The organism is Gemmatimonadaceae bacterium (assembly GCA_019752115.1).
Lineage (GTDB): Bacteria > Gemmatimonadota > Gemmatimonadetes > Gemmatimonadales > Gemmatimonadaceae > Gemmatimonas.
This window is the reverse complement of the sequence record JAIEMN010000015.1, coordinates 1-26676: the sequence shown is the minus strand read 5'-3', so window position 1 is coordinate 26676 and position 26676 is coordinate 1. Positions and strand designations below refer to the sequence as shown.

Here is a 26676-nt window from a genome sequence, read left to right as displayed (position 1 = left end):
CGAAGCCGGGCCGGGGACGCCGGACATTGGGGGCATTCGCACCCCACCCGGAGATTGCCCCATGCCACGCTTCCCGAAGGACCACCACTCCTGGGCCGAGCCCTGGCGCATCAAGGTCGTTGAGCCGCTCCGCATCACCAGCCGCGCCGAACGCGAGCGGGCCGCGCGCGACGCCGGCTACAACACCTTCCTGCTGCCGTCCGACGACGTCTACATCGACCTGCTGACCGACTCGGGCACCAGTGCGATGTCCGACCGTCAGTGGGCCGGCATGATGCTCGGCGATGAGGCCTACGCCGGCTCGCGTAACTTCTATCATTTGCAGGACGCCGTGCGAAAGTACTATGGCTTCCAGCACGTGATCCCCACTCACCAGGGGCGCGGCGCGGAACACATTCTGTCGCGCGCCCTGATCAAGCCCGGTGATCACGTGCCGGGCAATATGTACTTCACCACGACGCGCGCGCATCAGGAACTTGCCGGCGCGACGTTCCACGACATCATCATCGACGAAGCGCACGACCCGCTCGTTGAGCTGCCGTTCAAGGGCAACGTCGATCTCGACAAGCTCGCGCGACTCGTCGCTGAGGTCGGTGCCGATCGCATTCCCTACGTATCGGTCGCCGCCACCGTCAACATGGCCGGCGGTCAGCCCATTTCCCTCGAGAACCTGCGGGCCGTACGCGCCGTCACGAAGCAGCATGGCATTCGCGTGATCCTCGACGCGACGCGGGCGGTGGAGAACGCCTGGTTCATCCAGCAACGAGAACCCGGGCAGCGGCACCGCACCGTGGCCGACATTCTGCGCGACATGTGCGCCTGTGCTGATGGCGCGACCATGAGCGGCAAGAAGGATTCACTGGTGAACATCGGTGGCTGGCTCGGCCTCAACGACGATGAGGTCGCCGACGAAGCGCGCAATCTGGTGGTGCTCTTCGAGGGGCTGCACACCTACGGCGGGCTCGCCGGCCGCGACATGGAAGCGATGGCCATCGGTATCGAAGAGAGCGTCCGCGAGGAGCACATCCGCAGCCGCATCGGTCAGGTGATGTACCTCGGCCATCAGCTCATCGATGCCGGCGTGCCGATCGTGCGCCCGATCGGCGGCCACGCGGTCTATCTCGACGCCGCCGCCATGTTGCCGCACATCGCCCGCGAGGCGTACCCGGCCCAGGCGCTTGCCGCCGCACTCTACGTGGAGAGCGGCATCCGCAGTATGGAGCGGGGGACCGTCTCGGCCGGCCGCGATGCGGCCACCGGCGAGGACCATGTGCCGAAGCTCGAACTCGTGCGCCTCACCATTCCCCGGCGCGTGTACACGCAGGCGCACATGGACGTGGTGGCCGAGAGCGTGATCGCGTTGCATGAGATCCGCGAGCAGATCAACGGCCTGCGCTTCACCTACGAGCCACGCACGCTGCGCTTCTTCCAGGCGCGCTTCGCGCCAGTCGGCGCATCGCTCTTCACCGATCCCTCACGGCCGGAGCGTGCCTTGGCCATGGCGTGAGCGGAACAGCCGAGAAAGGGGCACGAAGGGCTGTTTCGTCGCTAGCGCCCCTGTTCGCGCGCCGTCACGGAGTTGCCGGCGCGCCCTGCCACGAGCCCGCGGCAGGTTGGTGCGCCGCAGCGGCAGAGAAACGGCTCGGCGCCGTCGCTCACGAATTCGCCGTAGTCGAGCGTCAGTTCCTCACCCGCGGCGATATTGCGCGCCGCCACCACGTCCAAGCCGTTGTAGCGTGTGTTGGCGGCGCACGAGTGGTTCTGCGGGGCCCAGTCGTCGGGGCGCAGGCTCCAGAGGACGAAGACCTCGTCGCTCAAGGGCCACGCATATCGGCGAAACGTGTCCTGTTCGGCGGCCGGCCAGTGCTCGAGGACGTGGCGGCGCGTCACGACCCGCATCGACTGCCCCTCACCGGGAAACACGACGGCTCCGGCGCGCAGCGCCCGGCGCGCGAAAATGCCGTAGCCGCTCACCGCGTTGCCGCGGCGCTCCCACGCGCGCTGCTGCGCTGCGTGTCGCGCCTGGCCCTCGGCGATGATGTGCGCAAAGAAGCCGGCGCGCCCGAGTCCGTCATGCTCGAGGATCCAGTCTGCGCTCCCCTCCGACCCGGTGGGATACCCTACCGAGCAGGTGAAGTTGATCTCGAGAAAGTAGAGCGTCCCATCGGGCGCGACTCGGAAATCGCAGCGCGCGTAGCCGACGCCGGCAAAGCCCTGAAACACCTCGAGCGCAGCGTCGCGCAGCCGTGTCGCGAGCGCGTCGTCACGCACGGGGACGTTGGCGCGCGGATGCAGCGCCGACGTCTTGAGTGCGTAGGTCTTGAAGGCCGTGCCGTCGGGGAATTCGTATTCGACAGGCGTGAGCGCCACCGGTGGCGCACCGCCGATGCCACCCAATACCAGCACCGTGCACTCCCGACCGGCGATGTACTCCTCGACCAGCACGCCGCCATATTCGCTGCGGAGTGCATCCACGCGAGCGCGCATCGCAGGCAGCGAGGTCACCACGGATCCGGCATCGACCCCGAGGCTGTCGCCCGCATGGGCCGGCTTCACAAAGCGCGGCCGCTCCGGTGACACCTCAAGGGCGGCCAGTGCCGCCTCCCACGACGTCTCGTCGCTGCCCGGCGGTGGGACCTCGACGTGCGCGGGCGTCGCCACCCCCACGGTGTACGCCAGGTACTTCATGAGCGGCTTGCTCGGGTCGTACAGCGTAGCCGTCGGACCCGTGTACGGCAGGTTCAGCAGCTCGAGGGCGTGGATCACATCGATGGACGGCACATCCCAGTCGAGGTACCCCTCGCACAGGTTCACGTAGATGTCGTATCCGCGCGCGGCGCACGCCCGCAGCTGCCGGTACGTGGTGCGCTTGTCGAGCATCTCATGATGCACCACACAGCCGGGCAGCCATGGCGTGAGATCCCGCGGCGGATCGTAGTGTCGATAGTCCACCGCGCTCGCCGAATAATCGGGCTGCAGCACGCACACCCGGAGTCCCGGCGGCAGGATCGACGTCACGATCCGTTTGTCAGGCGACCGCGCGCCGCTTCCGCCTGGCCTTCACCGGCACGCGCCGCACCGCATCGTCGAGCAGGCGCGCCACCAGGCTGGCGAACGAGGCGCCGGAGAAGCGCAGAATCGCCCCCACGCTGGTGTAGTTCTCGTCTTCCGACAGGGCACACTGCGCGTTGACCTCGAGCACGAAGAGCTCGCCCGTTGTGCTGCACTGTCGGAGATCCACCCGGCCGTAGCCGCGGCCACCCACGGCCTCATAGGCGAGCAGGCTCACCCGCACGATCTCGTCGGCGAGTGCGCCGGTCACCGGCGCATACTCCCAGAAGAAGTCGCCGTTCGGCATGGGCGTCTCCCGCTCGTAGACCTCCCACAGGCGATCGTACGACAGGAAGCGTTCTTCGGGGCGCAGGCTCGCATGAAAGACCCGCTCTGCCGGCGTATACACGAGCAGACGCTCGGCGTCGGCCGCGTCGCCCACGAGCAGCACCGTGAACTCGCGGCCGCTGACATAGCGTTCCACCAGCACGCCGCCACTGAGCAGATCCCAGCCGTGATAGCCGGCGTGCAACGCCGCCACCTGCGCGGCAAGCGCCTCGGCGGTGTGCACCACACTCGCCGTGGTCACCCCCATGCTCCCCGCGCTCACGGCCGGCTTCACGATTGCCGGCGCGCCAATGGTCGCGAGGACATCGGTCGCGTGGGCCGTGGGGTCCCATGCCTGCCACGGCGCCGTGGGCACCGCACCGGCGTCGAACGCCGCTTTCATGGGCAGCTTCGAAGTGGTGAGGCGATAGAAGGGCGCGTCGGCACCGGTATACGCGAAGCCACGCGCCTCGAGGGCGTCAATGACCTCCACGCCGGGCACGGTATTGCCCTCGTCGCCGTCGCACAGGTTCAGGATGACGGGGAGCGAGGTGCCCGCGGCGCGCGCCTCCGCGACCAGCGCATCGAGGACGGCCTCCACGGTGTGCACGGTGACCGGCTGCCAGCGCCATGCGCGCTCGAGGTGGGCGAAGGCGCGCGTCAGTTCCTCGCGACTCTGGCTGTAGTCGGCGTAGTACGCGAGCGCCGGATCGATCTCGGCGGGCTCGGGCACGAGGACCACAACGAGCCCCGCGGTCATCGGGGCGAACGTATCCACGTGCGGGGCGCGAGGAGGAGAATCGGCCACGCGCTGAAACTATGCGGCTCCGCCCAAAGCGCGAGGGCGTGTCGCGACGCGTCTTAGAGCAGCACGTCGCCGCGACGAACGCCCGCCGCCACCGCCTCGGCCCGTCGGCGGACCCCCAGCTTCTCGTAGAGCGCGTGGAGGTGGAACTTCACGGTGCTCCGCGAAATGCCGAGATGATCCGCGATGGCATCGTTGCTGGCCCCCTCGGCGAGGGCCTGCAGCACATCCCGCTCCCGATCGGTGAGCGTCGCCGACGGTCGCATCTCGGTGGCGACGCCGTCCGCGGTGTGGTCGCCGGCGGCATCCGGCTCGATCGGCGAGGCCATCGTGCGCGCCGCGGCATCGCCGAGCACCACGTCGGCGGCGCTCATGGTGGAGACGAAGCGTACATCCCGCTCACGGGCGAGCGCGTCGCGCAGGACCCGTCGGGCCCATGGGTCCCGCACGTCCAGAAAGACGCGCACGAGATGCGGTCGTTCCACCATCAGCGCCGTCTGCGTGGTGAGTGATCAGGCCGCACGCGTCCATCCATGCTGCAGCCGCGCGGGGCCGTCCACGCGCGCCACGAAGGCATCCACATCGGCCACGGGAATGGCGAGCCCGAGGCCGGCGACAATCATCGTGCTCACTCCGAGGAGGTGACCGTCCGCATCCACGACCGGCCCGCCGGAGTTTCCCGGAGCCAGTCGCAGATCGAGGGTGAGCCACGCGTGGGCGGCGGCCGGGTCGGGAAGTCCGGGGATCCCGTCGAGCCGTCCGTGGGCGTGCACCACCCCGGTGCTGACGGCGTGGCCCACACCGAGCGGATGGCCCACCGCCATCGCCACGGTGCCCGCCCGTGGTATCTGCGGCGCGGGCGGAATCGGGCGCCACGTCGCGGGCGCGTCGTGCACGAGCAGCAGCGCCACGTCGCGCTGCGGATCGCGCGCGACCAGTTCAGCGGGCCGCCGCTCGGCGTCACGACCGGCGACCACCACCGGCGCCACGGTCGCCACATGTGCGTTCGACACGATCAGGCAACTCGCGTGTGCGTCACGCGCCCACACGACGCCCGCGCCCTGGTGCACGCCGCGCCGCCCGGCGTGCACCTGCACCACGCCGTCGAGCAACCGCGCGATCGGCGCAACGGGCGACCGAGGGTCACGCGCGGCACTCATCCGCGCCGTCCTCGTCCGCCACGCCGCGCCGGACCGGCGTCGCGCGGACGCTCGCCCACCGTCACGGTCTGCGTCGTGCGCTGGCCGCCACGCAGGAGGTCGAACGGCAGCGCCGAGCCGGGCGCCGTACGCTCGAGCAGATCGAGAACCTCGCGCGGTTCATGCACGTCGTGTCCATTCACCCCCAGCACGATGTCGCCCACGAGCAGGCCGCTGCGCGCGGCCGGTCCGCCGTCGGCGAGCCCCACGATCAGCAAGCCACCATCGCGACCGTTCGCCCCGGCCGTGGCCGCGTCGGGGAAGCGAACCGGCTGCATCGCGGCGCCCAGCCAGCCACGTGCCACATAGCCGGTCGTCAGCAACTGCGTCACGACGCGGTCCACGTCGGGGCGCGGAATGGTGGTGGCCATCGCCTGACTCAGTCCACCGGAGTTGAGGCCGTGCACACGCCCGTGGGCATCGACCAGCGGGGTGCCACCGAAACCTGGATAGAGCGTGAGCCCCGACTGAATCTGCTGCGAGTACTCCGCGCCCTTCCAGCTGCGCCACGCCCCACCTACCTGACTCACCGCCCCAAAGGCGACGCGCGGTCCGCGGGCATCGAGACGGGCCACCGCCAGTACCAGGTGTCCGGGACGCAGCGCGGTGGGGTCACCGGCCGCCGCCACGGGCAGAGAGGCAACCGCCGCCGACCGGAGCACGGCCACATCACTCACCGGGTCGTGCCCGACGAGGGTGGCATCCACCCGCTCGCCTGAGGAGAGGGTCAGCATGATTCCGGTATCGCGACGGACCGTCGCGGCCGTGGTAACGACCAGGTCATCGCGCCAGTGTACCCCGGTACTCGCCAGGCGTTCTCGGGCGTGCACGGCGACCACACTCCGGGCGGCCTCCTCAACGGCGGCCGCGAGCTGATCGGAGACGGCGGCGAGGGTCAGCACATCATGGGACATCCAAGGGCTCCAGTACGGGTAAGGCAGGGGCACATCGATCGGCCCCCGCGGCTCCCGAAGAGTTGGCCGCCGCTGCCCGCGCCAACACTGGCCAATCGGCCAGGGTGACTAACTTTCCCCCGTTCCCGTGGTGGTCCCTTCAGCGCTGCGCCCGTGCCGACTCTCTCTGATTTCCAGCTCACCGCGATCGACGGATCGCCGATGTCGCTCGCCCCGTACGCCGGCAAGGTTGTGCTGGTGGTGAATGTGGCCAGCCAGTGCGGCTTTACGCCGCAGTACAAGGGGCTCGAAAAGCTGTGGCGCACGCATCGTGACGCCGGGCTCGTGATCGTCGGTTGCCCGTGTGATCAGTTCGGTCATCAGGAGCCGGGGAACGAGGCGGAGATCGCCGAGTTCTGCAGCCTGACCTACGACGTCACGTTCCCGCTCAGTGCGAAGCTCGAGGTGAACGGCGCGAACGCGCATCCGCTCTGGCAGTGGATGCAGACCGCGAAGTCCGGTCTGCTCGGCACCACCGGCATCAAGTGGAACTTCACCAAGTTCCTGATCGGGCGTGACGGCACGGTCGTCAAGCGCTTCGCGCCGAACGACACGCCCGAGAGCATCGAGTCGGCCATCGTGCGCGCGCTCGGCACGCCCGGTGGCACGCCGATCGTGACGCCGCCGCTCGGGACCGACGCCATCGGCGGCTGAGCAGCGCCGCGCGCGGCGTTAGGCAGCGATTCGCCGCGCGAGATCGAGGAGCCGTTCATCGCTCCCCCGCGGCCCCACCAGCGACATCCCCAGTGGGCAGCCATCGCGCAGCACCAGCGGCAGATTCACCTGCGGCAACCCGCCGAGCCCCGCCACACAGAGCAGACTGAGGCTGCGTTCACGCACCGACACCGTTTCGGTGGGTGGGAGTCGCAGCGGCGGGGCGATGTCGGGCACGGTGGGCATGACGAGCACGGCGTCGTCACCGAGCAGCGCATCCAGATGCGCACGAATCGCGGTGCGACGTGGGGCGGCCGCCGCAATCTCCGCCGGGTCCGTGCGGGACACGATGTCGAAACGCGTGGCGATCTGTGGGCCGAACGTGGGGTGCACCGCCTGCACCCACGGGCCATGCGCCTGCCAGATCTCCGCGTGCTGCAACGTGCGAAAGGTTTCGAACCACTCGCGCAGCGAGGTGTCGGCGACGGTCACCGGGGTGAGCGTGCCCAGGGCGCCGCGCACATGCGCCAGCGCCAGATCGAAGGCCGGCTGTGCCTCCGCATTGAGCAGCGCGACCGCGTCGGTCGCCAGCAGCACGCGCGCTGGCCGCGCGGACCCGGCGTCGCGCCACTGGGCGCCGAACAGCACGCGCCCGACCTGTTCCAGCACGGCCCCGGAGCGCGCGAACCACCCAACGGTGTCAAAGCTCGGGGCGAGCGGGCAGGCGTGTGCCAGCGACAGGCGTCCATGCGTCGGACGAATGCCGTAGATACCGCAGAAGCTGGCCGGCGCACGCACCGAGCCACCGGTGTCGCTGCCGATCGCGAAGTCCACGAGGCCGCCCGCGACCGCAGCGGCCGACCCACTCGACGAACCGCCGGGTACGCGCCCGGGCGCGGCCGGATTGATCGGCGTGCCGTAGTGCGCGTTCTCTCCGGTCAGGCTGAAGGCCATCTCTTCCGTGTGCGTCTTCCCGACCATGGTCGCCCCCGCGGCGAGCAGCCCGTCCAGGAGCGACCACGACGCCACCGCCGGCTCGTGGGTGCGCAGCCAATCGGGGCTCCCGAACCCCGTGCGATGGCCGGCCACGTCAAAGAGGTCCTTGAGGCCGAACGTCAGCCCGTCGAGCAGGCCGTGCCCCGTGGCGGCGAGTTCTACATGCGTGTGGCGGCAGAACGCGCCGAGCGCGTCGCGATCGAGAATCGACATACCGGGTAAATTGGCACGCAGACCCGCGCCCCGCCCGCCGACCGGTACCTTCTCGCCATGACCACACTGCGCACGCTCTTCGCTTCGGCGACCCTCACCGGCGCACTGTTCGCCGCGTCGCTCCCCGCGCAAACGCCCCTCGACGCGAACCAGCGGGAGGCACGCGACATCCTGCGCCAGCTGGTGAACATCAACTCGACCACCGGCACACTGGGCGTGAAGCGCGCGGCGGAGGCCATGGCGGCCCGCTTCCGGCTTGCCGGTTTCCCCGCCGCTGATGTGCAGCTGCTGGGGCCCAAGCCCGAGCTCACCGCGCTCGTCGTGCGCTATCGTGGGCGCGCAACGGGCAAGAAGCCCGTGCTGCTGATGGCGCATCTCGACGTGGTGCCCGCGAAGCGCGCCGACTGGCCCTTCGATCCGTTCGTGATGCAGGAGAAGGACGGCTGGTACTACGGCCGTGGCGCCGAAGACGACAAGGCCGGGGTCGCCACGATCGTGGCGACGCTGCTGCGCTACAAGCGCGAGACGTATCTGCCCGATCGTGATCTCATCGCCGTGTTCAGCGCCGATGAGGAAACCGATGGCAACAGCATGCAGTGGCTGCTCAAGCAGCACCGGGCCCTGCTCGACGCCGAGTATGCGCTCAATGCCGACGCCGGCGGGGTGAATCTCGAGGGCGGCCAGGCGCTCACGCACACGCTCCAGGCGAGCGAAAAGACGTACGCCAATTTCAAGGTCGAAGCGACCAATCCGGGCGGTCACAGCTCCGTGCCGCGCAAGGACAACGCGATCTATGATTTGTCCATCGCACTCGCGGCGCTCGCCAAGTACGAGTTCCCGGTCCGGCTCAACGAAGTGTCGCGCGCGTACTTCCAGCAGAGTGCTGCGGCGCAGCCGGCCGATATTGCCGCGCTCATGACCGCGGTGGCCACCAATCCGAATGGGCCCGCGGCGGCGCAGCTCGCTGAAAAGAACCCCTACTGGAGCTCGGTCATGCGCACCACCTGCGTGGCCACCCTGCTCACCGGAGGGCACGCCGACAATGCGCTGCCGCAGCGGGCCACGGCGAATGTGAATTGCCGCATGCTCCCCGACGACCCCACCGACAGTGTGCGTGCCGCCCTGCAACGCGTGATGGGCAGCGCGGTGAAGGTCACCCTCGACTGGCCGGTGGTGACGAGCCCGGTGTCGCCGCTGTGCTCAGACCTGATGACCGTCGTCGAGCGCCTGACGCGCGCGCAGTTCCCAGGCGCCACCGTGGTCCCGGAGATGTCCACCGGTGCCACCGACGGGCTTTTCACGCGCAATGCCGGCATTCCCACCTATGGCCTGTCGGCCATCGCCTTCGAGCAGCGCGAGCCGAGTCGCGCGCATGGCCAGGAGGAGCGCGTGGGGGTGAATGCCTTTCATGCGGCCGTCCGGTTCTGGTACGACATGGTGAAGGCGCTCACGACGCCATCGGTGACGCCGTGAGCGCGTCCCACCGCGCTACTTGACCGTCACCGACACCGTCGCGCTGTTGTTCGCGACGGTGGCATCGCCGCTTACCGAAGTCATGCTCCCGCTCAGCGCATAGTTCCCGGCTGAGTTCGGCGCCGTGAGTGCCAGCACGAAACCCGTGCTGCCACCCGGTGCGAGATCGGGGAGGGCGGTGCAGGTCACCGTCTGGCCGCTGATGCTGCACGAAGCGCCACCGGCGTCGGGCGTGATGCCCAGCAGGCTCACGCCCGCGGCGACCGTGGCGGTGAACACCGGCGTCGCGGCCGTGCCTTTGCCACTGTTGCGCACGGTGAAGGTCGCGGTGAAGGCTCTGCCCGCGGCGGGCGACCCGCTCGAAGCCTTCGCCGTCATCTGCAGATCGGGGAGCGCCGTGCCGGTGCCCGTGCCGATGCCCGTCCCGCCGCCGCCCGTCTTCACCGCCGGCAGCACGTGCATGTTCACCGACGCGCTGTCGAGATACGTGTAGAAGGTGGGGGTCTTGGCCATGGTAAACTCCCACGACTTGTAGTCGCCTTCATTCAGCAGCTTGATCGGCACCACGGCCTGCTTGGACGTGCCAGCCGCGAGTCCATTGAAGAACCAGACGCGACAGACGTCAGAGTAGACGTTGGCGGCCAGTCCGTCATGCGTGCCGCGATACGCCTCGCACTGGATGCGCGGCTCGGTCAGCTGCACGTCGATCTGCCGCTTCACGCCCGCCGGGATGAACACCTCGCCGAAGACCGTGTCCGCATACGATGCCGGCCCGGCATTGCTCACGGTCATCACGAGATTCACGATGTTGCCGGCGTTCAGATCGCCGGTCACGGCGAACGTCGAACTGATATCACCAGACAGTCCGGGCCTGGTGATCGCACGCGGCGCGGCAAGCGTCGGGGCGGTGGAGGATTCCCCGCAGGCTGCGAGCGCGATCGCGAGCGGGAGGAGAGCAAGAAGTCGGCGCATGAGAATCGGTCGTGGAGGAGAGCCGCCGGCGGCATGCCGGTGATGCCTCCACGCCGAGCAAGTCCGACGCCACCGCGTCGGTCGGGCTAACGCACTGCCCATCAACAGGTTGGCGGCAAAATCGGCCGCGGCAGCGGCGACCAGATCGTGTCAGCCTGTCACGCATCGTGACAGGCGCGCCGCCGCTATCGCTTTACCGCAGGCGCGGCCGCGGGCACCCGCGTCCACTCCGCGAGCTGCGCCCACCAGGCATCGGGACGGACCCCCTCCGTCGTGATCGCGGTCGACACACCACTCAGCGTGTACGGCTCGAAGAGCCAGATCGCCGGCGCATCCTCAAGAATGAGGCGATACGCGGGTTGGAACGCGCGACGCGCGGCCGCGGCATCGGTCGTCCGGAGCCCGGTGGTCACGGCACTGTCAAACGCGGCGCTCGCGTAGAGCCCGAAGTTCGGCCCGCCCTTGAGGCGACTGGCGTCGCTCCCCCACACGCCGCGAATGCCACCGAGATCGGGGTCGGCCCCAATGGCCATGATCGCCGCGTCAAAGTCACCGGCGGCGAGGCGGCCCATGAACGCGCCAAACTCGAGTGACGTGATCTCCACCTGCGCCCCCAGCGCCGTGAACATCGGCTGCAGCACTTCGGCGAGTCGCACCCGTTGCGTGCTGGTCCCCGGCACCAGCAACGAGAAGCGGAGCGGGGCGCCTCCCTTGGCGCGCACGCCGTTCGCACCGCGCACCCAGCCCAGTGAGTCCAGCACCGCACGGGCGCGCAACGTGTCGTAGGCGATCGCCGGCAGCAGCGTGTCGGCACCCAGCTGAATGCGCGTGACGGGACCCAGTGCGACACGCGCCTCGCTGCCCAGCACCTGCTGCACCGCGAGCGCGCGGTTCACGCCGGCACTGAGCGCGCGCCGCAGCTCGCGCTGGCCGAACAGCGGATGCGGCACGGTGGCCGACCGCGGCGCCATAAGATTGAACTGCAGGTACCCGTACGCGAGCCCGGGCGAGCGGAGCACGCGCACATTCGGATGCTTCGCCAACTCCGCGACGCCGTCCGGGCGTACGCCTTCAAGAAAATCAGCGTCGCCGCTGGTGAGCCGGAGCATCGCGGCCGCGGGATCGGGGGCGATGGTCCACACCACCCGATCGAGTTTGGCGCGTCCACGGTAGTTCGCCGAATCGGTGATCAGCTCGATGCGGGTCCCCGCCTGCCAGCTGCCAAAGCGAAACCGTCCACTCCCCACGGGCTGACGCGCAAACGCGGACGATCGCCAGGAGGCGCGCGGAATGCTGTCGAGCAGATGCTTCGGCAGCACCCGCACTTGGGTGGCCGCATCACTGAACTGACTCGGCCCGCGCCGGGCGAACCAGACGCGGACCGCGTGCGCCCCCGTGATCTGCACACTGTCGATATCGTGCAGCGCCTCGCGGGTGGGCGAACCCAGCGCGGAGTCGGCATACGCCGCAAAGCTGAAGCGCACATCCTCCGCCGTCACCGGCTGGCCATCGTGCCACCGGGCGTTGTCGGCGAGCGTGAAATCGATCGCCAGCGAGTCGGCGCGCCAGCTCCATCGCGTTGCAAGCGCCGGCGCGTAGCTCAGGGTGCCGGCGCTGTCCATCGACGGCTGCACCAGCCGGTCGAACAGCTGATCGGTGATCTGGAGCGCCTGGCCCGTGAGGGCGAGCGGCGGCAACAGCAGATCGGCATCGGCCACGGCGCTGATCACGAGCGTGCCGCCCACGCTGGGCGAGGCGGCGGTGTCGGCTGGCGCACCGCAGGCGGCCAGCAGCAGCGCACCGGTAACAGGAAACAGGAAGCGCGTGGCCTTCGACATCACGTATCACCCCGGGGAGTAGGCGGGGTGTGCCCCGGTCCGGGGCGCCCGCTCAAGGCAGTGGATGACCGCGCGCCGCGAGCCAGCTGGTGACGCTGCTCAACTCCGTCGGCGCGTGCATCTCTTTGAAAATTGTGGCCGCGTGACGCGCGTCGTCCAGCGGCGACGCCTGATCGCCGAGCGCCCAGTTGACCTGCGCGCGCGTCCAGCGGCATTCGGCCTCGATCAGGCGATTGCCATGTTCCGCCGCGAGCGGTACCGCCTCGTCGAGCGTGCGCCGCGCTTCGGGGAGGCGCCCCAGCGTCCACTGCGCCGCGCCACACAGGCGCAGCGCGTCGGCCTGTCGCGCGGGGTCGGGGACCGCGCCCAACTCCTGCGCCGCGCGCGAGGCCGTGGCTTCGGCCAGCGCCGCATCCCCCTTGAGCAGGAAGATCTCGGCGCGCCCCACCCGCGTCAGCGCGACCAGGTGCTGATTGCGCACCTGGCGTGCGAATTCCGCCGAGCGCCGCTCGTGCTCGTCGGCGTGCTCGAGCCGCCGCAACTTGCGAAGCGTAATGGCCGTGTTGTGATAGCTCTCGGCGATGCCGTTCACATTGCCGATGCGCTGATACGCCGGAATGGCCAGGTTGTAGAGGCCCAGCGCCTCGGGGAGCCGCCCACGAATCGTGGCGATGACCGCGAGGTTGTTCATCGACCGCGCGAGCAACAGGTCATCGCCATCGGCGCGCGCGATATCGATCGCGCCGGTGAACACGTCCTGCGCCCGGTCCAGCTTGGCCTGCTCGAGGCACGCCGCCCCGAGCAGGTTGGCCGCGCGGCGGATCACCGCGCGGTCGCCACTCAATCGCAACGAGCCGTCCCGCTCCATCAACCACGCCTCGGCTTCCACCGGGTGTCCCGTACGCATCAAGCCTTCCGCATGCAGCACGACGACCGCCGGGCTGACGGCTGCGGGCGTCACGGGCGACGCCTCACAGTACGCCTGCACGGCACGCACGAGCTCGCCCCACGCCCCGGCTGCGGCCAGGGTGCGAGTGCGCTCGAGGAGCACGTCGTCGTTGGGAATCTGCATGGGAGCGAGCGCGCGGGAGCGCTGCGGCGAATGCGAGAAGTGGGCGGAGCGGAAAGGGCTTAGTAGGCGATGACGTAGTTGGTGAAGCCCGGGATGTAGGCGCTGACGGATTCGAGCGCCGTATCCACCGTGCTCGTCTGCTTCACCCAGGGCGCAGTGTCCGTCTCCTGCTTCCAGATCGCGAGCGCCGTCGCCGTGCTGGTGCCGGCCGCACTGGTGTGGTTGTACCAGAAGGCGAGCTGCGCGACGTTGTTGCCCTTGAACTGGATGCCGGCCGGCTCGAAGTGCGTCTTGAGCGTGGTCAGGTCGGTGACCTGCATGGAGATGAGCACCGAATCGCCCTTGGCGAGCTTGGTGCCATTCGGCAGCACGATCGTCGCGTCCTTCTTGATGCGCAGGCGCACGATGCGATCCCCATTACCGCCCGACGTGCCGGCCACAAAGATCTCGCCCGTGCGATCTTCGCCGACCTTGGCGTAGAACGACACGACGCTGCCATCGGCGGTGCCCGGCACGGCCGTGATGAACACCGGCGTGCTGCTGCCGCCGCTCCCGCCGGTGCCGCCGCCACCGCCACCACCACCACCACCACCACCACCGCCACCCGAGCCACCGCTCAGGCGAGCGTCGGCGCCGACGCCCGCGGGCGACGAGGGATCACAGGCCGCCAGCACGGCGGTGGCCAGGGCGACAACGCCCAGCATCAGCTTGCGCATCTTATTCTCCGGTCTCTTCAGTGGAGGCATCCCCATCGAGCAGCCGCAGCAGCCGTGGACGGGAGATGCCGAGTTGGCGCGCGGCTTCGGACTTGTTTCCGTCGGTCAGCCGCAGCATCTCGTCGACGGCGGCCCTGGTGAGGGCCGAGAGGGTCGTGGGGAACGGCAGGGCGCCGCTCTTGCTACTGCCTGGACGCCCGCTTTCGAGCGACAGGTCCGGCGCATCCACGCGGCCGCCTTCACACAGCAGCACCGCGCGTTCGATCACATTGCGCAGCTCGCGCACATTGCCCGACCATGCATGCAGGCGAAGCACCTGCTGCGCCGCCGGGGTCAACTTCGGGACGGGCATGTCGTATTCATCGGCGAACCGCTTCACGAAGAACTCCGCGAGCGGCACGATGTCGGTGCGGCGATCGCGCAACGCCGGCAACTCGATGGGGACGACGTTCAGGCGATAGTAGAGGTCCTCGCGGAACTCACCGCGACGGGCGGCCTCGCCGAGATGCACGTGCGTCGCGGCAACCACGCGCACATCCACCGGAATGAGGCGCGTGCCACCGACGCGCCGGATCTGCCGCTCCTCGAGGGCGCGGAGGAGCTTCCCCTGCAGCGGGAGTGCGAGGTGGCCAATTTCGTCCAGGAAAAGCGTGCCGCCATCGGCCATTTCGAAGAGGCCGGGCTTGGACGTGTGCGCGTCGGTGAACGCGCCCTTCTCATGGCCGAACAGTTCGCTTTCGAGGAGCTGTTCAGGAATCGCGGCGCAATTGATGTCCACGAAGGGCGCATCACGACGCGGCCCGTTGTAGTGGACGGCGCGCGCCAGGAGTTCCTTGCCCGTGCCCGTTTCACCCTGAATGAGCACGGTGACATTGCCGCGCGGAATGACGCGTGAGGCCTTGTCGAGGGCGGCACGCAGGGCGGGGCTGTCACCGAGAATGCCGTCGAAGGTGTACTTCGCGCGCTCCCCCGAGGCGAAGGAGGCGGCCTGCTGCGCGCGGCGGTTCTTCTCCGCGCGATCGCGCAACCAGCTCTTGAGCGCTTCGATATCGCCGGGGAGCGCGAAGTACTCGGCGGCGCCCGCCCGCATCAGCGAGACCGCGACGCGATGATTCGGCACCGCCCCCACCACGATCGCATCGCGATCGTCCACGCCCCAACTGCGGAGCACCGATTCCGCCGCGCCTTCTTCGCCACCCGCGGCGATCAGCCGGATCGTATTGGCGGCCGCCGAGAACTCGCCGATCGCGCCAACGCTGCGACAGGGAATACCCAGTTCACCGGCGAGCGACTCCCACAGCGTCTCGAATGAGGCGCTGAGCAGGAGCACATCCAGTGAAATGGCAGAGGTCGGCAAAGCGGCGCGGTCCAGCAGTATGATTGTACGAGGAGTCCGGACGGCTGGGTTCGGTATTCCCGGCGTGGTGAACGATACTTCGCACGGCAACTGTTTCAATGCCGCAGATCGCGAAATTGCTGAGCTTGCTTTATGCAACACGGGCGACGACACGGCCAGCTGCGTCATGCGGATCGCCCGGTGAACCCGTGAAGCACTCGACCGGCCGACTAACCGGACGCAGCGATGGCCCTGGGATCGGTGCCATGCCGTTCATCCCAGCAAAAAGCGCGCCCCGGATCAGGCGCGCCTGGTGTTGTCTAAGTATATATTTTACAGAGCGTTACGGATTTATCAGGCAACTGGAGATGGCCCCGCGCTGTATCGCCGACGCCCGCGCTGTATCGTGGCGTTACAACCGAGGGAGCGCCTGATCCTCCTCCGCCACCCGGTCGGCGACGCTGAACGCCGCGCTGACCACCACGGTGATCAGGAGCCCGGGGCCCAGCAGCAGCCAGCGCGCCGACCCGAACACGTCGCCCGTCTCCAGCAGGACGCGGCCCCAGCTGGGGAGGGGGGCCGGCACACCCAGCCCCAGAAACGACAGCCCGGTCTCGGCGAGGAGCAGTTGGCCGAACTCCGCCGACGCCCATACCAGGAGCGTCCCGGTGAGATGGGGCAGCAGATGCACGCGGAGCAGCCGCGTGCGGGTCACACCCAGCGCGCGCGCCGCCGCCACGCGATCCTCGGCGAGTTGGCGCCGCAGCGTGCGATGCACCAATCGCGCGAGATCGAACCAACTCACGCCCCCAAGGAGCGCCACCAGCACCCACGGCGACGACGCTCCCGCGAACCCCGCCGCGGCAATCAGCACCACCAGTCGCGGCACGGCCGCGCCGCTGTGCACGAGCGACAAGACCGCGCGTTCACCCGCGCGCCCCAGAGAGGCCGCGAGGCTCCCCACGACGACCCCAAGCACGGTCGCAAGACAGAGTGCCGCCGAGGCCACCCCAATGGAGTAGCGCGCGCCGGCGAGGAGTCGGCTGGCGATATCGCGCCCCAGCGCATCGGTCCCCAGCCAATGCATCGCCGACGGACCGAGACTGTGCTGCGCGACGTCGGCCGGAATCGCGAGTGGATCGTGCGGCGCGATCCACGGTCCGACGAGCCCCAACAGCAACGCACCGCCCAGCAGCGCGACCGCGGGCGTGCGCCAGCGCAGTGGCTGGTGCCCGGGCAGCATCAGGCGATCGTCGGCGGCGTGGACGCGGGCGCTCACGGATGCCGCACCCGTGGGTCGAGCCACGCCGTCATCGCGTCGACGACCGAGCTCCCCACCACCGTGAGCACCGACGCGAGCAAGGCCAGCACGAGCACCAGGCCATAGTCGCGCGCCCCCACGGCCTGCACGAGCACCTGACCTGCGCCGGGCCATCCAAAGACGCGCTCCACGAACACCGCCCCGCCCACCAGCTGCGGCAGCGACACCGCGACCATCACCAACCAGGGCGTGAGCGCCCCGCGTACCACATGGCGCCACACCAGTGGTGACTCGGGCACCCCCCGTGCGCGCACCGCACGAGGAAGTGGCGACGCCAGCACCGGCAGCACCGCGGCGCGCTGTGCGCGCGCAAAGCGCGTCAGGGCGAGCAGCGTGAGGGTGAGCACCGGGAGCACCGCGTGTCGCGCCACATCGGCGGCATGCCCCCATCCCGGGGCACGCGCATCCACGCAGGTGCGCGGATCGCAGACGCCCTGCATGGGCAGCAGGGGCCAGGTCACGGCGAGCGTCGCCAACAACACCAGCGCGAGCCACGCATCCGGCACCGCCGCGAGCAATCGCAGTCCCCGCAGCGCCCATCGGCTCAGCGGATGCGTGCGACGCACCGCCAGCATCGTCCCACCCACGAACCCCACGCCCGCGGCCAGCAGGAGGGAGGTGCCCATGAGGAGCAGCGTCCACGGCAGCGCATCGCGCAGCACGGCGACCACGGGACGCTGCTGACTCCAGGACCACCCGAGCTCACCACCGAGGAGTCCGCGCCAGAGTGCCAGCCACTGGTGCGCCACACTCTGCGCGGGATCGAACGTCTGCGCCCACGCCGCACGCACGGCCGGCGAGATGCGCGCGTCGGCCTGCATGAGCGCGAGCGGATCGCCGGGCGCGAGATGCAGCAACCCCACCACGAGCACGCTCACCGCCGCGAGCACGAGGCACAGGTCGAGTCCGAGCCGCAGAAGACGCTGAAAGAGCAACGAGATCACATCCGCACGGGGGGAGGGTCAGCAGCAGAAGCTACTTGCCAACACTGCCGCGCGTGCGCAGGGTGTAGGGATGCGTACCTCCTCATTCTTCCTGACCGCGCTTGCCGCTGGCCTCACCGCGTGCGGGGGCGACAAGGCGCCGGCGGCCGATACGGCCAAGGCCCCCACCGACAGCGCCGCCGCCACGGCCGCCGCGCCTGCGCTCGGCCCGGGCGAAGCGATGCTCCCCGTCACCGGCGGTCGCATCTGGTACAAGGTGAGCGGCACCGGCACCGGCACGCCCATGATCCTCATTCATGGCGGCCCGGGCATGGGCAGCTTCTACCTCAAGAGCATGGAAGCGCTCGGCGATGATCGCCCGGTCGTGCGCTACGATCAGCTTGGCGCCGGCAAGTCGGATCGGCTGACCGACACCACGCTCATGACGATCCCGCGCTACGTGGAGGAGCTCGACTCACTCCGCCGCACTCTCAAGTATGACAAGGTGTTCCTCAACGGCAATTCGTGGGGCACCATCGTGGCCGTCGAGTACTACAAGGCCCATCCCGACAAGGTGGCGGGCATCCTGTTCAGCGGCGAAGCGTTCGATATCAACGCGGCCGAAAAGGAAATCAACGCCGCCGTCGCGAAGCTCTCGCCGGAAGCACAGGCCGCGTTCGCACAGTACAACAAGGACAAGAACCTCGAGGCGCCCGCCTACAAGAAGGCCGTCGACGAGTTCTATGCGAAGAACGTCTTCCGTCGCCCGGTGAAGGCCGATCTCGACTCGATGATGGCCATGATCGGCGCCGAGCAGTACCGCTACTTCCAGGGTGAGAACGAAACCATGGTGGTCGGGACGCTCAAGGGGTACAGTGCCATGAGCATCCTCCCCACCATCAAGGTGCCGGTGCTCATGACGACCGGCGAGTTCGATGAACTCGGGCCGAAGACGATCGAACAGCACGCCAAGCTCATTCCGGGCGCGAAGTTCATCGTCTACAAGGACGCCGCGCACGTGACGCAGTGGGACGCCGCGGAGCAGAGCGTGAAGGACGCGCGCGAGTTCTTCCGGTCGATCGACGCCAAGAAGTGAGCGACGATCGTCGCAAACCCACGACCGTCCAGATCGGGGAGCACGACTATGCGCGTGCTCCCCGCTTTGCGTGGCCGGGTGAAGTGGTCCTTGGCGTTGGCGATGCGCAGCGCGTGGTGCCCGGCACGTGGCAGCTGGAATTCGCCCCGCGGGCGCTGGTGCGTGCCGGCGCCGGCGATGCGCTGCCGGCGACCACGGACGCACACGAGTGGACGGCGCGTCTGACGCAGATCATGACGCTGCAGGAGCCGGGCGTGCAGCTGCGCCTCGGGGCGATGCACGATGGGACGTGGCACACCCTCGAGGTCACCGTGCCCACCCGGCCGCCGACGCTCGTGGAGTTCGATCGCGCGGCGCTGACGCAGCTCACCGAGCATACCGCCGTCGCCTTGCGCGTGCTCGCCTGATCGTCGTTGCACCGATGTCCGATCTGGCGACCCCCTATCGAGGCCAGCGGATGGCGCTCGCCACCCAACATGGCAAGGGTGACGCGGTGGCACGGCCGCTGGAGGTGCATCTGGGCGCGTCGGTGCGCGTCGCGGCAGTCGATACCGACCAGCTGGGCACCTTCACCGGTGAACGCGAACGGCCGGGACCAGCGGCCACCGTGTGTGAACAGAAGGCGCGCCTGGGCATGGCCGCACTCGCGCTGCCCTATGGTCTCGCCAGCGAAGGGAGCTTTGGTCCGCACCCGGCCGCCCCGTTTGCGTCCGGCGGCGTCGAGCTGCTGACGTTCGTCGATGACGTGCGAGGTCTGGTCGTCACCGAGCAGTCGCTGACGTTCGACACGAACTTCAGCCACCGCGTGGTGACCCGCGCCGCCGAGCTCGACGAGTGGCTGGGCGCGGCGCGTTTTCCCTCGCACGCGCTCATCGTCCGCGCCGCGGAGGCGCCGTGGTCCACGCCGATCGACAAAGGGATTCGCGACCGGGGCGAGCTCGCCGCGGCGGTCGACGCCGCCGTACGCGCCTCGCCCGTGGGACGGGCGCAGGTGGAAACCGACATGCGCGCGCACTGCAATCCCACGCGCATGGCCCACATCGCACAGCTGGCCGAGCAACTGGCACGCCGCCTCGCCACGCCATGTCCAGAGTGCGGCGCGCCCGCCTGGGGGGTGACGAGTGTCGAGCGGGGATTGCCGTGCGCGTGGTGCGACACGCCAACCGAACGTGCTCGCGGCGAGTGGATGGGCAGCCCGGCGTGCGCGCATCGCGCCTTCCGTCCGCGGACCGACGGGCGGAGTCACGCCGATCCGGGCGAATGCCTCCGCTGCAATCCGTAATCGCGGGGGCTACTCGTCGTCTTTCGACGGCCGTTCCTTCCGGCGCGTCCATGCGAGGAAGAACACCGACCCCACCATCAGTGCCGTGCGAATGAACAGCGCGGCCAGCAGCGCCAGAAACAGCGCGATCGCGCCGTAGGCGATCCAGTTGCCCAGGGAGCCGGCGTTCTCCACTAGCGCCGCTCCATCAGCGAGAGGGCCGGTACCGTCATCATGGTCGTGACCAGCGCCATGATCACCATCATGGCGAAGAGCGCCGGCGAGAGCACGCCGAGGTCGAGGCCGATGTTGAGCACCACGAGCTCCATCAGGCCGCGCGTGTTCATCAGGATGCCCAGCATGCCCGCATCGCGCCACGACTGACCGCTCGCGCGCGCCGCCACGGCGGTGCCGCCCACCTTGCCGATGATGGCCACCGCGAGAATCATCGCCAGCGGCACGAGCGTGGCACCGACGCCGTCGAACACGAACGCGGTGCGCAGCCCCGTGTACGCGAAGAAGAGCGGCAGCAGGAGCACCACCAGCAGATCACTCAGCTGCGCCGCGGCCCGTTCACCGAAGGCGCGGCCACGCGGCATCACGGCTCCGGCGATGAACGCGCCGAACAGGGCATGCACACCGATCGCCTCCGTGACTGCGGCCGACACGAGCGCCACCAGCACCATGACGGCGATGGCCGACGTCGGGAGTCGCTCACCGTCGGGGGCGGTCGGCACGAGGCGCTCGAGCCACGGACGCACCACGCGCAGCATCAGCAGCAAGAAGAGCACGGTGCCGCCGAGCGAGAGCGCCAGCGCGCTCCCCACCGAGCCGGCCTTCACGATGGCCACCACGATCGCGAGCAGCATCCACGCCGTCACGTCATCCACGGCCGCACAGGCCACGGCGAGCGTGCCGATCGGCGTGCCCAGCAGATGCCGCTCCTCGAGAATGCGCGCGAGCACCGGAAACGCGGTGATGCTCATGGCCACGCCAATGAACAGCGCAAACGCCGCAAAGGGCACGCCCGACGGCGCGAAGTGTGGATAGAGCCAGAGCGCCAGCGCCACGCCCATGCTGAACGGCGCCGCGATGCTGGCATGACTCGCCACCAACGCGGTGCTCCCCTGACGATGGAGCGCGCCCAGATCGACGTGGAGCCCCACCACGAACAGAAACAGCATCACGCCGAGCTGCGCGAGGCTGTTCAGCATGGGCAGGCTGGCGGCGGGAAACAGCTGCGCAAACGCCGCGGGCGCGAGCGCGCCAAATACCGATGGCCCGAGCAGAATGCCCGCCACCATCTCGCCGATCACACTCGGCTGCCCGAGGCGCTTGGCGACGAGCCCCACCACGCGCACCGCGAGCAGGATCACGACCAGTTGCAGCACCAGGCGCGTCAGATTGAACGCGGCGGGCCCCGAGGGCGCTCCGGCGGGCGCAGCGGTCGGCGCGGCTGACGCCGTGGTCGAGGCGGCACCGAGCGACGGAAAGACCACGGGCCCGAACTGCAGCACCCCCACGATGAAGAGCACCGGGGCGAGCACCATCAGCGCGTACAGGGCCGGCGACCGGCGCCGCGTGGTCATGACCGACGCCATCTCAGGCCGGAACCTTCTGGGAACGCGCCGCGATCACGTACAGCACGCTGGCAATCACCAGCGTCACGACCAGCACCGTCCACTCGGCCTTCGTGATGCTCGTGAGCAACCAGCCGATCAGGCCGATCGTGATGATCGGCACCACCGGCCCACCCGGCACCGCGAAGGGCGTGGCACCCGGCTGCCGGATGCCACGCTGCCGCAGTACGATCGTGGCGGCAGCACAACCGGCGTACAGCAGCAGCGCCGCCAGGTTCGAGATCACCGCGAGCTGCTCGAACGAATTGAACACCGCGAGCGCACACACCAGCGTGGTCTGGATCATGATGGCGACATGCGGCGTGCGATACGTCGGATGCACGGACCCCACGATGCGCGGCAGCAGGCCGTCTTCGGCAAAGCGATACAGCGCACGCGGCACCGCGAGCGTCATGCCGCTCACATACCCGAACATCGAGATGCTCGCGCCCACGAGCAGCAGCACACGCCCCGGCGTCCCCATGAAGCCTTCGGCGGCCATCGCCAGCGGCGCCGTCGTTGCGGTCGCGAGGGCCGGGCCCAACGTCCCCGCGGCTACGATATGCACGAGCAGATACAGCAGCGTGACGCCGGTCATGGCAATCGCGAGCGCCCGGGGCACGGTGCGCGCCGGATCTTTCACTTCACCACTCGGCACGAGCGCCGTCTCCACGCCGCTGAAGGCGAACGTGAGCACAATGGCGGCGCGGGCGAGGCTCGCCGGCGTGGGCATCTCGTGAATGGCGAGATTGGCCGGCTGCACGAAGAACGCGCCGATCGCCACGAACAGCACCAGCGGCAGCAGCTTGGCCACGCTGGCGATCACCACCACCCGGGTTCCCTGCTCGATGCCGCGCATGTTCACCAGCGCGAGCAGGGTGAACAGCGCGACCAGGACCGGCACGCGAATGCCCGGCATGCCGACCAGCGCGCCCAGTCCTTCGGCGAACGCGCTCGACACGCCGGCCACGGCGGTGGTGCCGAGCATCCACAGCAGCACGCCGGCCATCGAGCCCACATAGCGGCCGAAGACCGCTTCGACATAGGCGTAGGGGCCGCCGGTCATCGCCACGCGGCTCCCCGCCTCGGCGAAGCAGAGCACGACGCATCCGAACACCGCGGCGCAGATGAGATACACGAACGGCGCCGCGGGGCCGGCGGCCGCCGCCGCGCCGGCGGGCAAGCGAAAGATCCCGCCACCAACCGTGACGTTGAAAATGCTGGCCGCGAGGGCCCAAACACCAACCGCGCGAACCAGCTCTGGTCCGCGCGGTGATGTTGCTGTCGAGCTCGAATTCGAAGCAGCAGGAGTACTCAAGAGATCAGGCCTTGGAAAGCAGCGGAATCAGCAGGAGGGCCACGATGTTGATGATCTTGATCAGCGGGTTGATCGCCGGGCCGGCCGTATCCTTGTACGGATCGCCCACCGTGTCACCCGTGACCGCGGCCTTGTGGGCATCGCTGCCCTTGCCGCCATGGTGGCCTTCTTCGATGTACTTCTTGGCGTTGTCCCAGGCACCACCACCGGTGCACATCGAGATGGCAACGAACAGGCCGGTCACGATCGTTCCCATCAGCAGGCCGCCGAGCGCGGCGCCGCCGAGCACGAGGCCCACGATGGCGGGGATCACGAGGGGCAGAAGCGACGGCAGGATCATCTCGCGGATGGCCGCCTTGGTCAGCAGATCCACCGCCTTGTCGTACTGCGGCTTCTGCGTCCCCTTCATGATGCCGGGGAGTTCCTTGAACTGGCGCCGCACTTCTTCCACGACGGCGCCGGCCGCGCGACCCACGGCCTGCATGGCCGAGGCACCGAAGAGGTACGGGATCATGCCGCCGATGAGCAGGCCGATCACGACCTTCGGATCGTCGATCGAGAAGTTCACCGGGCTGCCGAGGTGTGCGCCGAGCTTGCTGGAGTAGTCGGCAAAGAGCACGAGCGCCGCGAGACCAGCCGAGCCGATCGCGTAGCCCTTGGTGACGGCCTTCGTCGTGTTACCCACGGCGTCGAGCGCGTCGGTCGTCTTGCGGATCTCGGGGCCGAGGTGGCTCATCTCGGCGATACCACCGGCGTTGTCGGTGATCGGGCCGTAGGCGTCCAGCGCGACGATCATGCCGGCCATCGAGAGCATCGATGTCGCGGCGATGGCGACGCCGTAGAGGCCGTTGAGCGAATAGCAGCCATAGATGGCCGCGGCCACCACGAGCACCGGGGCGGCGGTGGAGCGCATCGACACCGCGAGGCCGGCGATCACGTTCGTGCCGTGACCCGTTTCCGACGCCTTCGCGATCTGCCGCACCGGGCCGTATTCCGTGGCCGTGTAGTACTCGGTGATCACGACCAGCGCCGCCGTCAGCGCCAGACCGATCATCGCACAGATGAACAGGTTCATCGCCTGCTCGGCGGGGAACATCACCTGCGTCACGCCGAAGAACGCGCCGGCCGCGAGCACGCCCGACACGATCAGGCCGCGGTACAGCGCGTTCATGATCTTGCCGCCCGGCTTCACGCTCACGAAGAACGTGCCGATGATCGAGGCGGGGATGGACACGGCGCCGAGCACGAGCGGATAAAGCACGCCGGTGTTGCCGTAGGTCGAGAAGCCGAGGCCGGCGACGAGCATCGCGGCGATGATGGTGACGGCGTAGGTCTCGAACAGGTCGGCCGCCATGCCGGCGCAGTCACCGACGTTGTCACCGACGTTGTCGGCGATCACGGCGGGGTTGCGCGGATCGTCTTCCGGAATGCCGGCTTCGACCTTGCCCACGAGGTCCGCGCCGACGTCGGCGCCCTTCGTGAAGATGCCGCCGCCGAGTCGCGCAAAGATCGAGATGAGTGACGAACCGAACGCGAGGCCGACCATCGGCTCGAGCGCATGCTTCACGGCCTCTTCGCCGGTCTGTCCGCCGATCGCCACCATATAGAAGCCGGCGACGCCGAGCAGGCCGAGACCGACGACGAGCATACCGGTGATCGCGCCGCCCTTGAAGCTGATGTTCAGTGCGGCGTTGAGCCCGCTCGTTGCCGCCTGGGCCGTGCGCGAGTTCGCGCGCACCGAGACGAACATGCCGATGAAGCCGGCCACACCGGAGAGAATCGCGCCGATCGCAAAGCCGATCGCGGTCATCCAGCTGCCGAGCCCGAAGCCGACCGCGAGGAAGAGGACCACGCCGACCATGGCGATGGTCGTGTACTGACGCTTCAGGTAGGCATCGGCGCCTTCCTGAATCGCGCCAGCGATCTGCTGCATACGTTCGTTGCCGGCGGGCTGGCCAATGATCCAGCGCGCCGACACGATGCCATACACGATGGCGATCGCCGCGCAGGCAAGGGCAAGGACGAGAGCGTACTGCTCGAGCACGGGGAGTCCGGGTTATATGGATGAGTCTGCTTTGGCCTCATTTCTGAGGCATCCCCCCAAAATCGTGCAGGAAACGGCCGGGGGCCAGCCCCCGATTGCCTGACGGCGCGATCCCGGTCCGCTTTCCAGATTGCCGCCATGTGCACTGCTGAACCCGCCGAGTCGGTGATTGGCCGCATCCGGAGCGGGATGCGGCTCTTTGTCCACGGGGCGTCGGCGACCCCGACCGCCTTGCTGGAGGCGTTGGCCGCCCGGACGGATCTGGAGGGGGTGACGGTCTATAGCCTCCACCTGTCCGGCGCCGGCGCCGAGGCGCTGGCCCGGGCCCCGCATCTGCGGTCGGTCTCCCTGTTCACCGGGCCGGCGATGCGGCGGCCGATCGCCGAGGGCCGGGCGGACTACATCCCGGTCTTTCTGAGCGACATCCCCGCGCTCTTCCGGTCGGGGGCGCTGCCGCTGGACGCGGCGCTGGTCCAGCTCTCGCCGCCGGACGGCCATGGGCATTGTACCCTCGGGGTGTCGGTGGATGCGGCGCTCGCGGCCGTCGAGGTCGCCCCCCTGGTCCTCGCCGAGGTTAATGCGCGCATGCCGCGGACCTGTGGGCACACCGTGGTCCCGCTGTCGCGGGTGACGGCGTTCACGGCCACCGATCGGCCGCTGGTCCCGCATGCGTCGGTGGTCATCGGGCCGGTCGAGCGGGCGATCGGCGAGCAGGTCGCGGCGTTGGTGGACGACGGGGCCACGCTGCAGATCGGCGTTGGCGCGATCCCCGAGGCGACGCTGGCGCTGTTGGGCAACAAGGTTGGGCTTGGCGTGCACAGCGAGATGTTCAGCGACGGTCTGATACCACTGATCGAGGGCGGCGTGGTCACGAACGAGCACAAGGTCGTGCATCGCGGCCGCACCGTGGCGAGTTTCGTGACCGGGTCGTCGGCGCTGTTCGACTTCGTGCACGACAACCAGGCGATCGAACTGCATCCGTGCGATCGCACGAACGACACCGCGATCATCCGCGAGAATCCGCGCGTGACGTCGATCAATTCGGCGCTCGAAATCGACTTGAGCGGGCAGGTGTGCGCCGACTCGATCGGGCACCGCATCTACAGCGGCATCGGCGGGCAGATGGACTTCGTCCGTGGCGCGGCGCTCTCGATCGGCGGCAAGTCCATCATCGCGCTCCCCTCAACGGCTGCCGGTGGCACCGTCTCCCGCATCGTGCGCGAACTCCGCCCCGGCGCCGGCGTCGTTACCACACGCGGGCATGTGCAGTGGGTGGTGACGGAGTACGGCGCCGTGAACTTGCGCGGGAAGACGGTGCGGGAGCGGCGGGAGCTTTTGGCGGGGATTGCGCATCCGGCGGTTCGGGGGGAGCTGGTGGGGTAACGGCGTATACGTGGGGCGTATACGTGGGGTGGAGTTGCCCCGAAAAAGTGGACGCGTGTCGGATCGATACTACGCGGCCATCGGCTGTTGCGCTTCGTACTCGGCG

At 69.0% G+C, this 26676-nt stretch carries 24 protein-coding genes; 7 read left to right on the top strand and 17 right to left on the bottom strand.

The features are described from left to right. Positions 1-61: 61 nt before the first annotated feature. Entirely contained in the window at positions 62-1507 is a 1446-nt protein-coding gene (locus K2R93_06780; GenBank protein MBY0489529.1) for a tyrosine phenol-lyase, read from the top strand. 41 nt (positions 1508-1548) lie between these two features. Here K2R93_06780 and K2R93_06775 read toward each other — a convergent pair whose 3' ends face one another. From K2R93_06775 to K2R93_06755, 5 genes are read right to left on the bottom strand one after another with little or no spacing between them, the layout of a single operon-like run. Continuing rightward, positions 1549-3018, bottom strand: a complete 1470-nt coding sequence (locus K2R93_06775; protein MBY0489528.1) for an SET domain-containing protein-lysine N-methyltransferase — start codon at positions 3016-3018, stop codon at positions 1549-1551. A gap of 10 nt (positions 3019-3028) precedes the next feature. Continuing rightward, a complete protein-coding gene (locus K2R93_06770; protein MBY0489527.1) occupies positions 3029-4186 on the bottom strand; it encodes a hypothetical protein in 1158 nt (385 codons plus the stop codon). Positions 4187-4239: 53 nt separating this feature from the next. Then, complete coding sequence (locus tag K2R93_06765) at positions 4240-4671, bottom strand: LuxR C-terminal-related transcriptional regulator (protein MBY0489526.1); 432 nt, start codon at positions 4669-4671, stop codon at positions 4240-4242. 24 nt (positions 4672-4695) lie between these two features. After that, positions 4696-5343 carry a S1C family serine protease gene (locus K2R93_06760; protein ID MBY0489525.1) on the bottom strand — a complete coding sequence of 216 codons (648 nt, stop codon included), beginning with the start codon at positions 5341-5343 and terminating at the stop codon, positions 4696-4698. Then, positions 5340-6296, bottom strand: coding sequence for a S1C family serine protease (locus K2R93_06755; protein ID MBY0489524.1), 957 nt, complete (start codon positions 6294-6296; stop codon positions 5340-5342). Before K2R93_06755 ends, K2R93_06760 begins: the two co-directional genes overlap by 4 nt. Before the next feature lie 201 nt (positions 6297-6497). On the opposite strand from K2R93_06755, the gene K2R93_06750 reads away from it, so the two are divergent. Continuing rightward, complete coding sequence (locus K2R93_06750; GenBank protein MBY0489523.1) at positions 6498-6989, top strand: glutathione peroxidase; 492 nt, start codon at positions 6498-6500, stop codon at positions 6987-6989. Between the two features lie 18 nt (positions 6990-7007). On the opposite strand, the gene K2R93_06745 is transcribed toward K2R93_06750, so the two are convergent. Beyond that, positions 7008-8198, bottom strand: coding sequence for an amidase (locus K2R93_06745; GenBank protein MBY0489522.1), 1191 nt, complete (start codon positions 8196-8198; stop codon positions 7008-7010). 57 nt (positions 8199-8255) lie between these two features. On the opposite strand from K2R93_06745, the gene K2R93_06740 reads away from it, so the two are divergent. After that, positions 8256-9671, top strand: a complete 1416-nt coding sequence (locus K2R93_06740) for a M20/M25/M40 family metallo-hydrolase (protein MBY0489521.1) — start codon at positions 8256-8258, stop codon at positions 9669-9671. Between the two features lie 15 nt (positions 9672-9686). On the opposite strand, the gene K2R93_06735 is transcribed toward K2R93_06740, so the two are convergent. The 7 genes from K2R93_06735 to K2R93_06705 all read right to left on the bottom strand — a co-directional run bounded on the left by K2R93_06735 (position 9687) and on the right by K2R93_06705 (position 17870). After that, positions 9687-10505: a DUF11 domain-containing protein gene (locus tag K2R93_06735; protein MBY0489520.1), complete on the bottom strand. Its 819-nt coding sequence runs from the start codon at positions 10503-10505 to the stop codon at positions 9687-9689. Positions 10506-10828: 323 nt separating this feature from the next. Further along, the gene (locus tag K2R93_06730) at positions 10829-12481 is read right to left on the bottom strand and encodes a peptide ABC transporter substrate-binding protein (GenBank protein MBY0489519.1); all 1653 of its coding nucleotides are present in this window, start codon (positions 12479-12481) and stop codon (positions 10829-10831) included. A gap of 52 nt (positions 12482-12533) precedes the next feature. Next, a complete protein-coding gene (locus tag K2R93_06725; protein ID MBY0489518.1) occupies positions 12534-13553 on the bottom strand; it encodes a tetratricopeptide repeat protein in 1020 nt (339 codons plus the stop codon). 59 nt (positions 13554-13612) lie between these two features. Further along, complete coding sequence (locus K2R93_06720; GenBank protein ID MBY0489517.1) at positions 13613-14269, bottom strand: hypothetical protein; 657 nt, start codon at positions 14267-14269, stop codon at positions 13613-13615. Between the two features lies 1 nt (position 14270). Beyond that, entirely contained in the window at positions 14271-15626 is a 1356-nt protein-coding gene (locus tag K2R93_06715; GenBank protein MBY0489516.1) for a sigma-54 dependent transcriptional regulator, read from the bottom strand. 391 nt (positions 15627-16017) lie between these two features. Beyond that, on the bottom strand, positions 16018-16884 hold the full coding sequence (locus K2R93_06710) for an ABC transporter permease (protein ID MBY0489515.1): 867 nt from the start codon (positions 16882-16884) through the stop codon (positions 16018-16020). Beyond that, positions 16881-17870, bottom strand: coding sequence for an ABC transporter permease (locus K2R93_06705; GenBank protein MBY0489514.1), 990 nt, complete (start codon positions 17868-17870; stop codon positions 16881-16883). Before K2R93_06705 ends, K2R93_06710 begins: the two co-directional genes overlap by 4 nt. A gap of 70 nt (positions 17871-17940) precedes the next feature. Between K2R93_06705 and K2R93_06700 the strand changes: the two genes are divergently transcribed. The 3 genes from K2R93_06700 to K2R93_06690 are packed head-to-tail and all read left to right on the top strand — an operon-like array spanning position 17941 to position 20227. Beyond that, the gene (locus K2R93_06700; protein ID MBY0489513.1) at positions 17941-18945 is read left to right on the top strand and encodes a proline iminopeptidase-family hydrolase; all 1005 of its coding nucleotides are present in this window, start codon (positions 17941-17943) and stop codon (positions 18943-18945) included. Then, positions 18942-19352, top strand: coding sequence for a hypothetical protein (locus K2R93_06695; protein MBY0489512.1), 411 nt, complete (start codon positions 18942-18944; stop codon positions 19350-19352). The genes K2R93_06700 and K2R93_06695 overlap by 4 nt, the downstream gene beginning before the upstream one ends. Before the next feature lie 50 nt (positions 19353-19402). Continuing rightward, positions 19403-20227 (top strand): hypothetical protein, encoded by an 825-nt coding sequence (locus K2R93_06690; GenBank protein MBY0489511.1) that lies wholly within the window; start codon positions 19403-19405, stop codon positions 20225-20227. A 9-nt stretch (positions 20228-20236) separates the two neighbouring features. Here K2R93_06690 and K2R93_06685 read toward each other — a convergent pair whose 3' ends face one another. The 4 genes from K2R93_06685 to K2R93_06670 are packed head-to-tail and all read right to left on the bottom strand — an operon-like array spanning position 20237 to position 25187. Continuing rightward, positions 20237-20401: a hypothetical protein gene (locus K2R93_06685; protein MBY0489510.1), complete on the bottom strand. Its 165-nt coding sequence runs from the start codon at positions 20399-20401 to the stop codon at positions 20237-20239. Then, positions 20401-21795, bottom strand: coding sequence for a cation:proton antiporter (locus K2R93_06680; protein ID MBY0489509.1), 1395 nt, complete (start codon positions 21793-21795; stop codon positions 20401-20403). Before K2R93_06680 ends, K2R93_06685 begins: the two co-directional genes overlap by 1 nt. Positions 21796-21808: 13 nt before the next feature. After that, positions 21809-23143, bottom strand: coding sequence for an amino acid permease (locus K2R93_06675; protein ID MBY0489508.1), 1335 nt, complete (start codon positions 23141-23143; stop codon positions 21809-21811). 4 nt (positions 23144-23147) lie between these two features. Then, a complete protein-coding gene (locus K2R93_06670) occupies positions 23148-25187 on the bottom strand; it encodes a sodium-translocating pyrophosphatase (protein ID MBY0489507.1) in 2040 nt (679 codons plus the stop codon). A gap of 138 nt (positions 25188-25325) precedes the next feature. Here K2R93_06670 and K2R93_06665 point away from each other — a divergent pair, with 138 nt between their 5' ends. Beyond that, a complete protein-coding gene (locus K2R93_06665) occupies positions 25326-26570 on the top strand; it encodes a hypothetical protein (GenBank protein ID MBY0489506.1) in 1245 nt (414 codons plus the stop codon). Positions 26571-26676 lie beyond the last annotated feature (106 nt).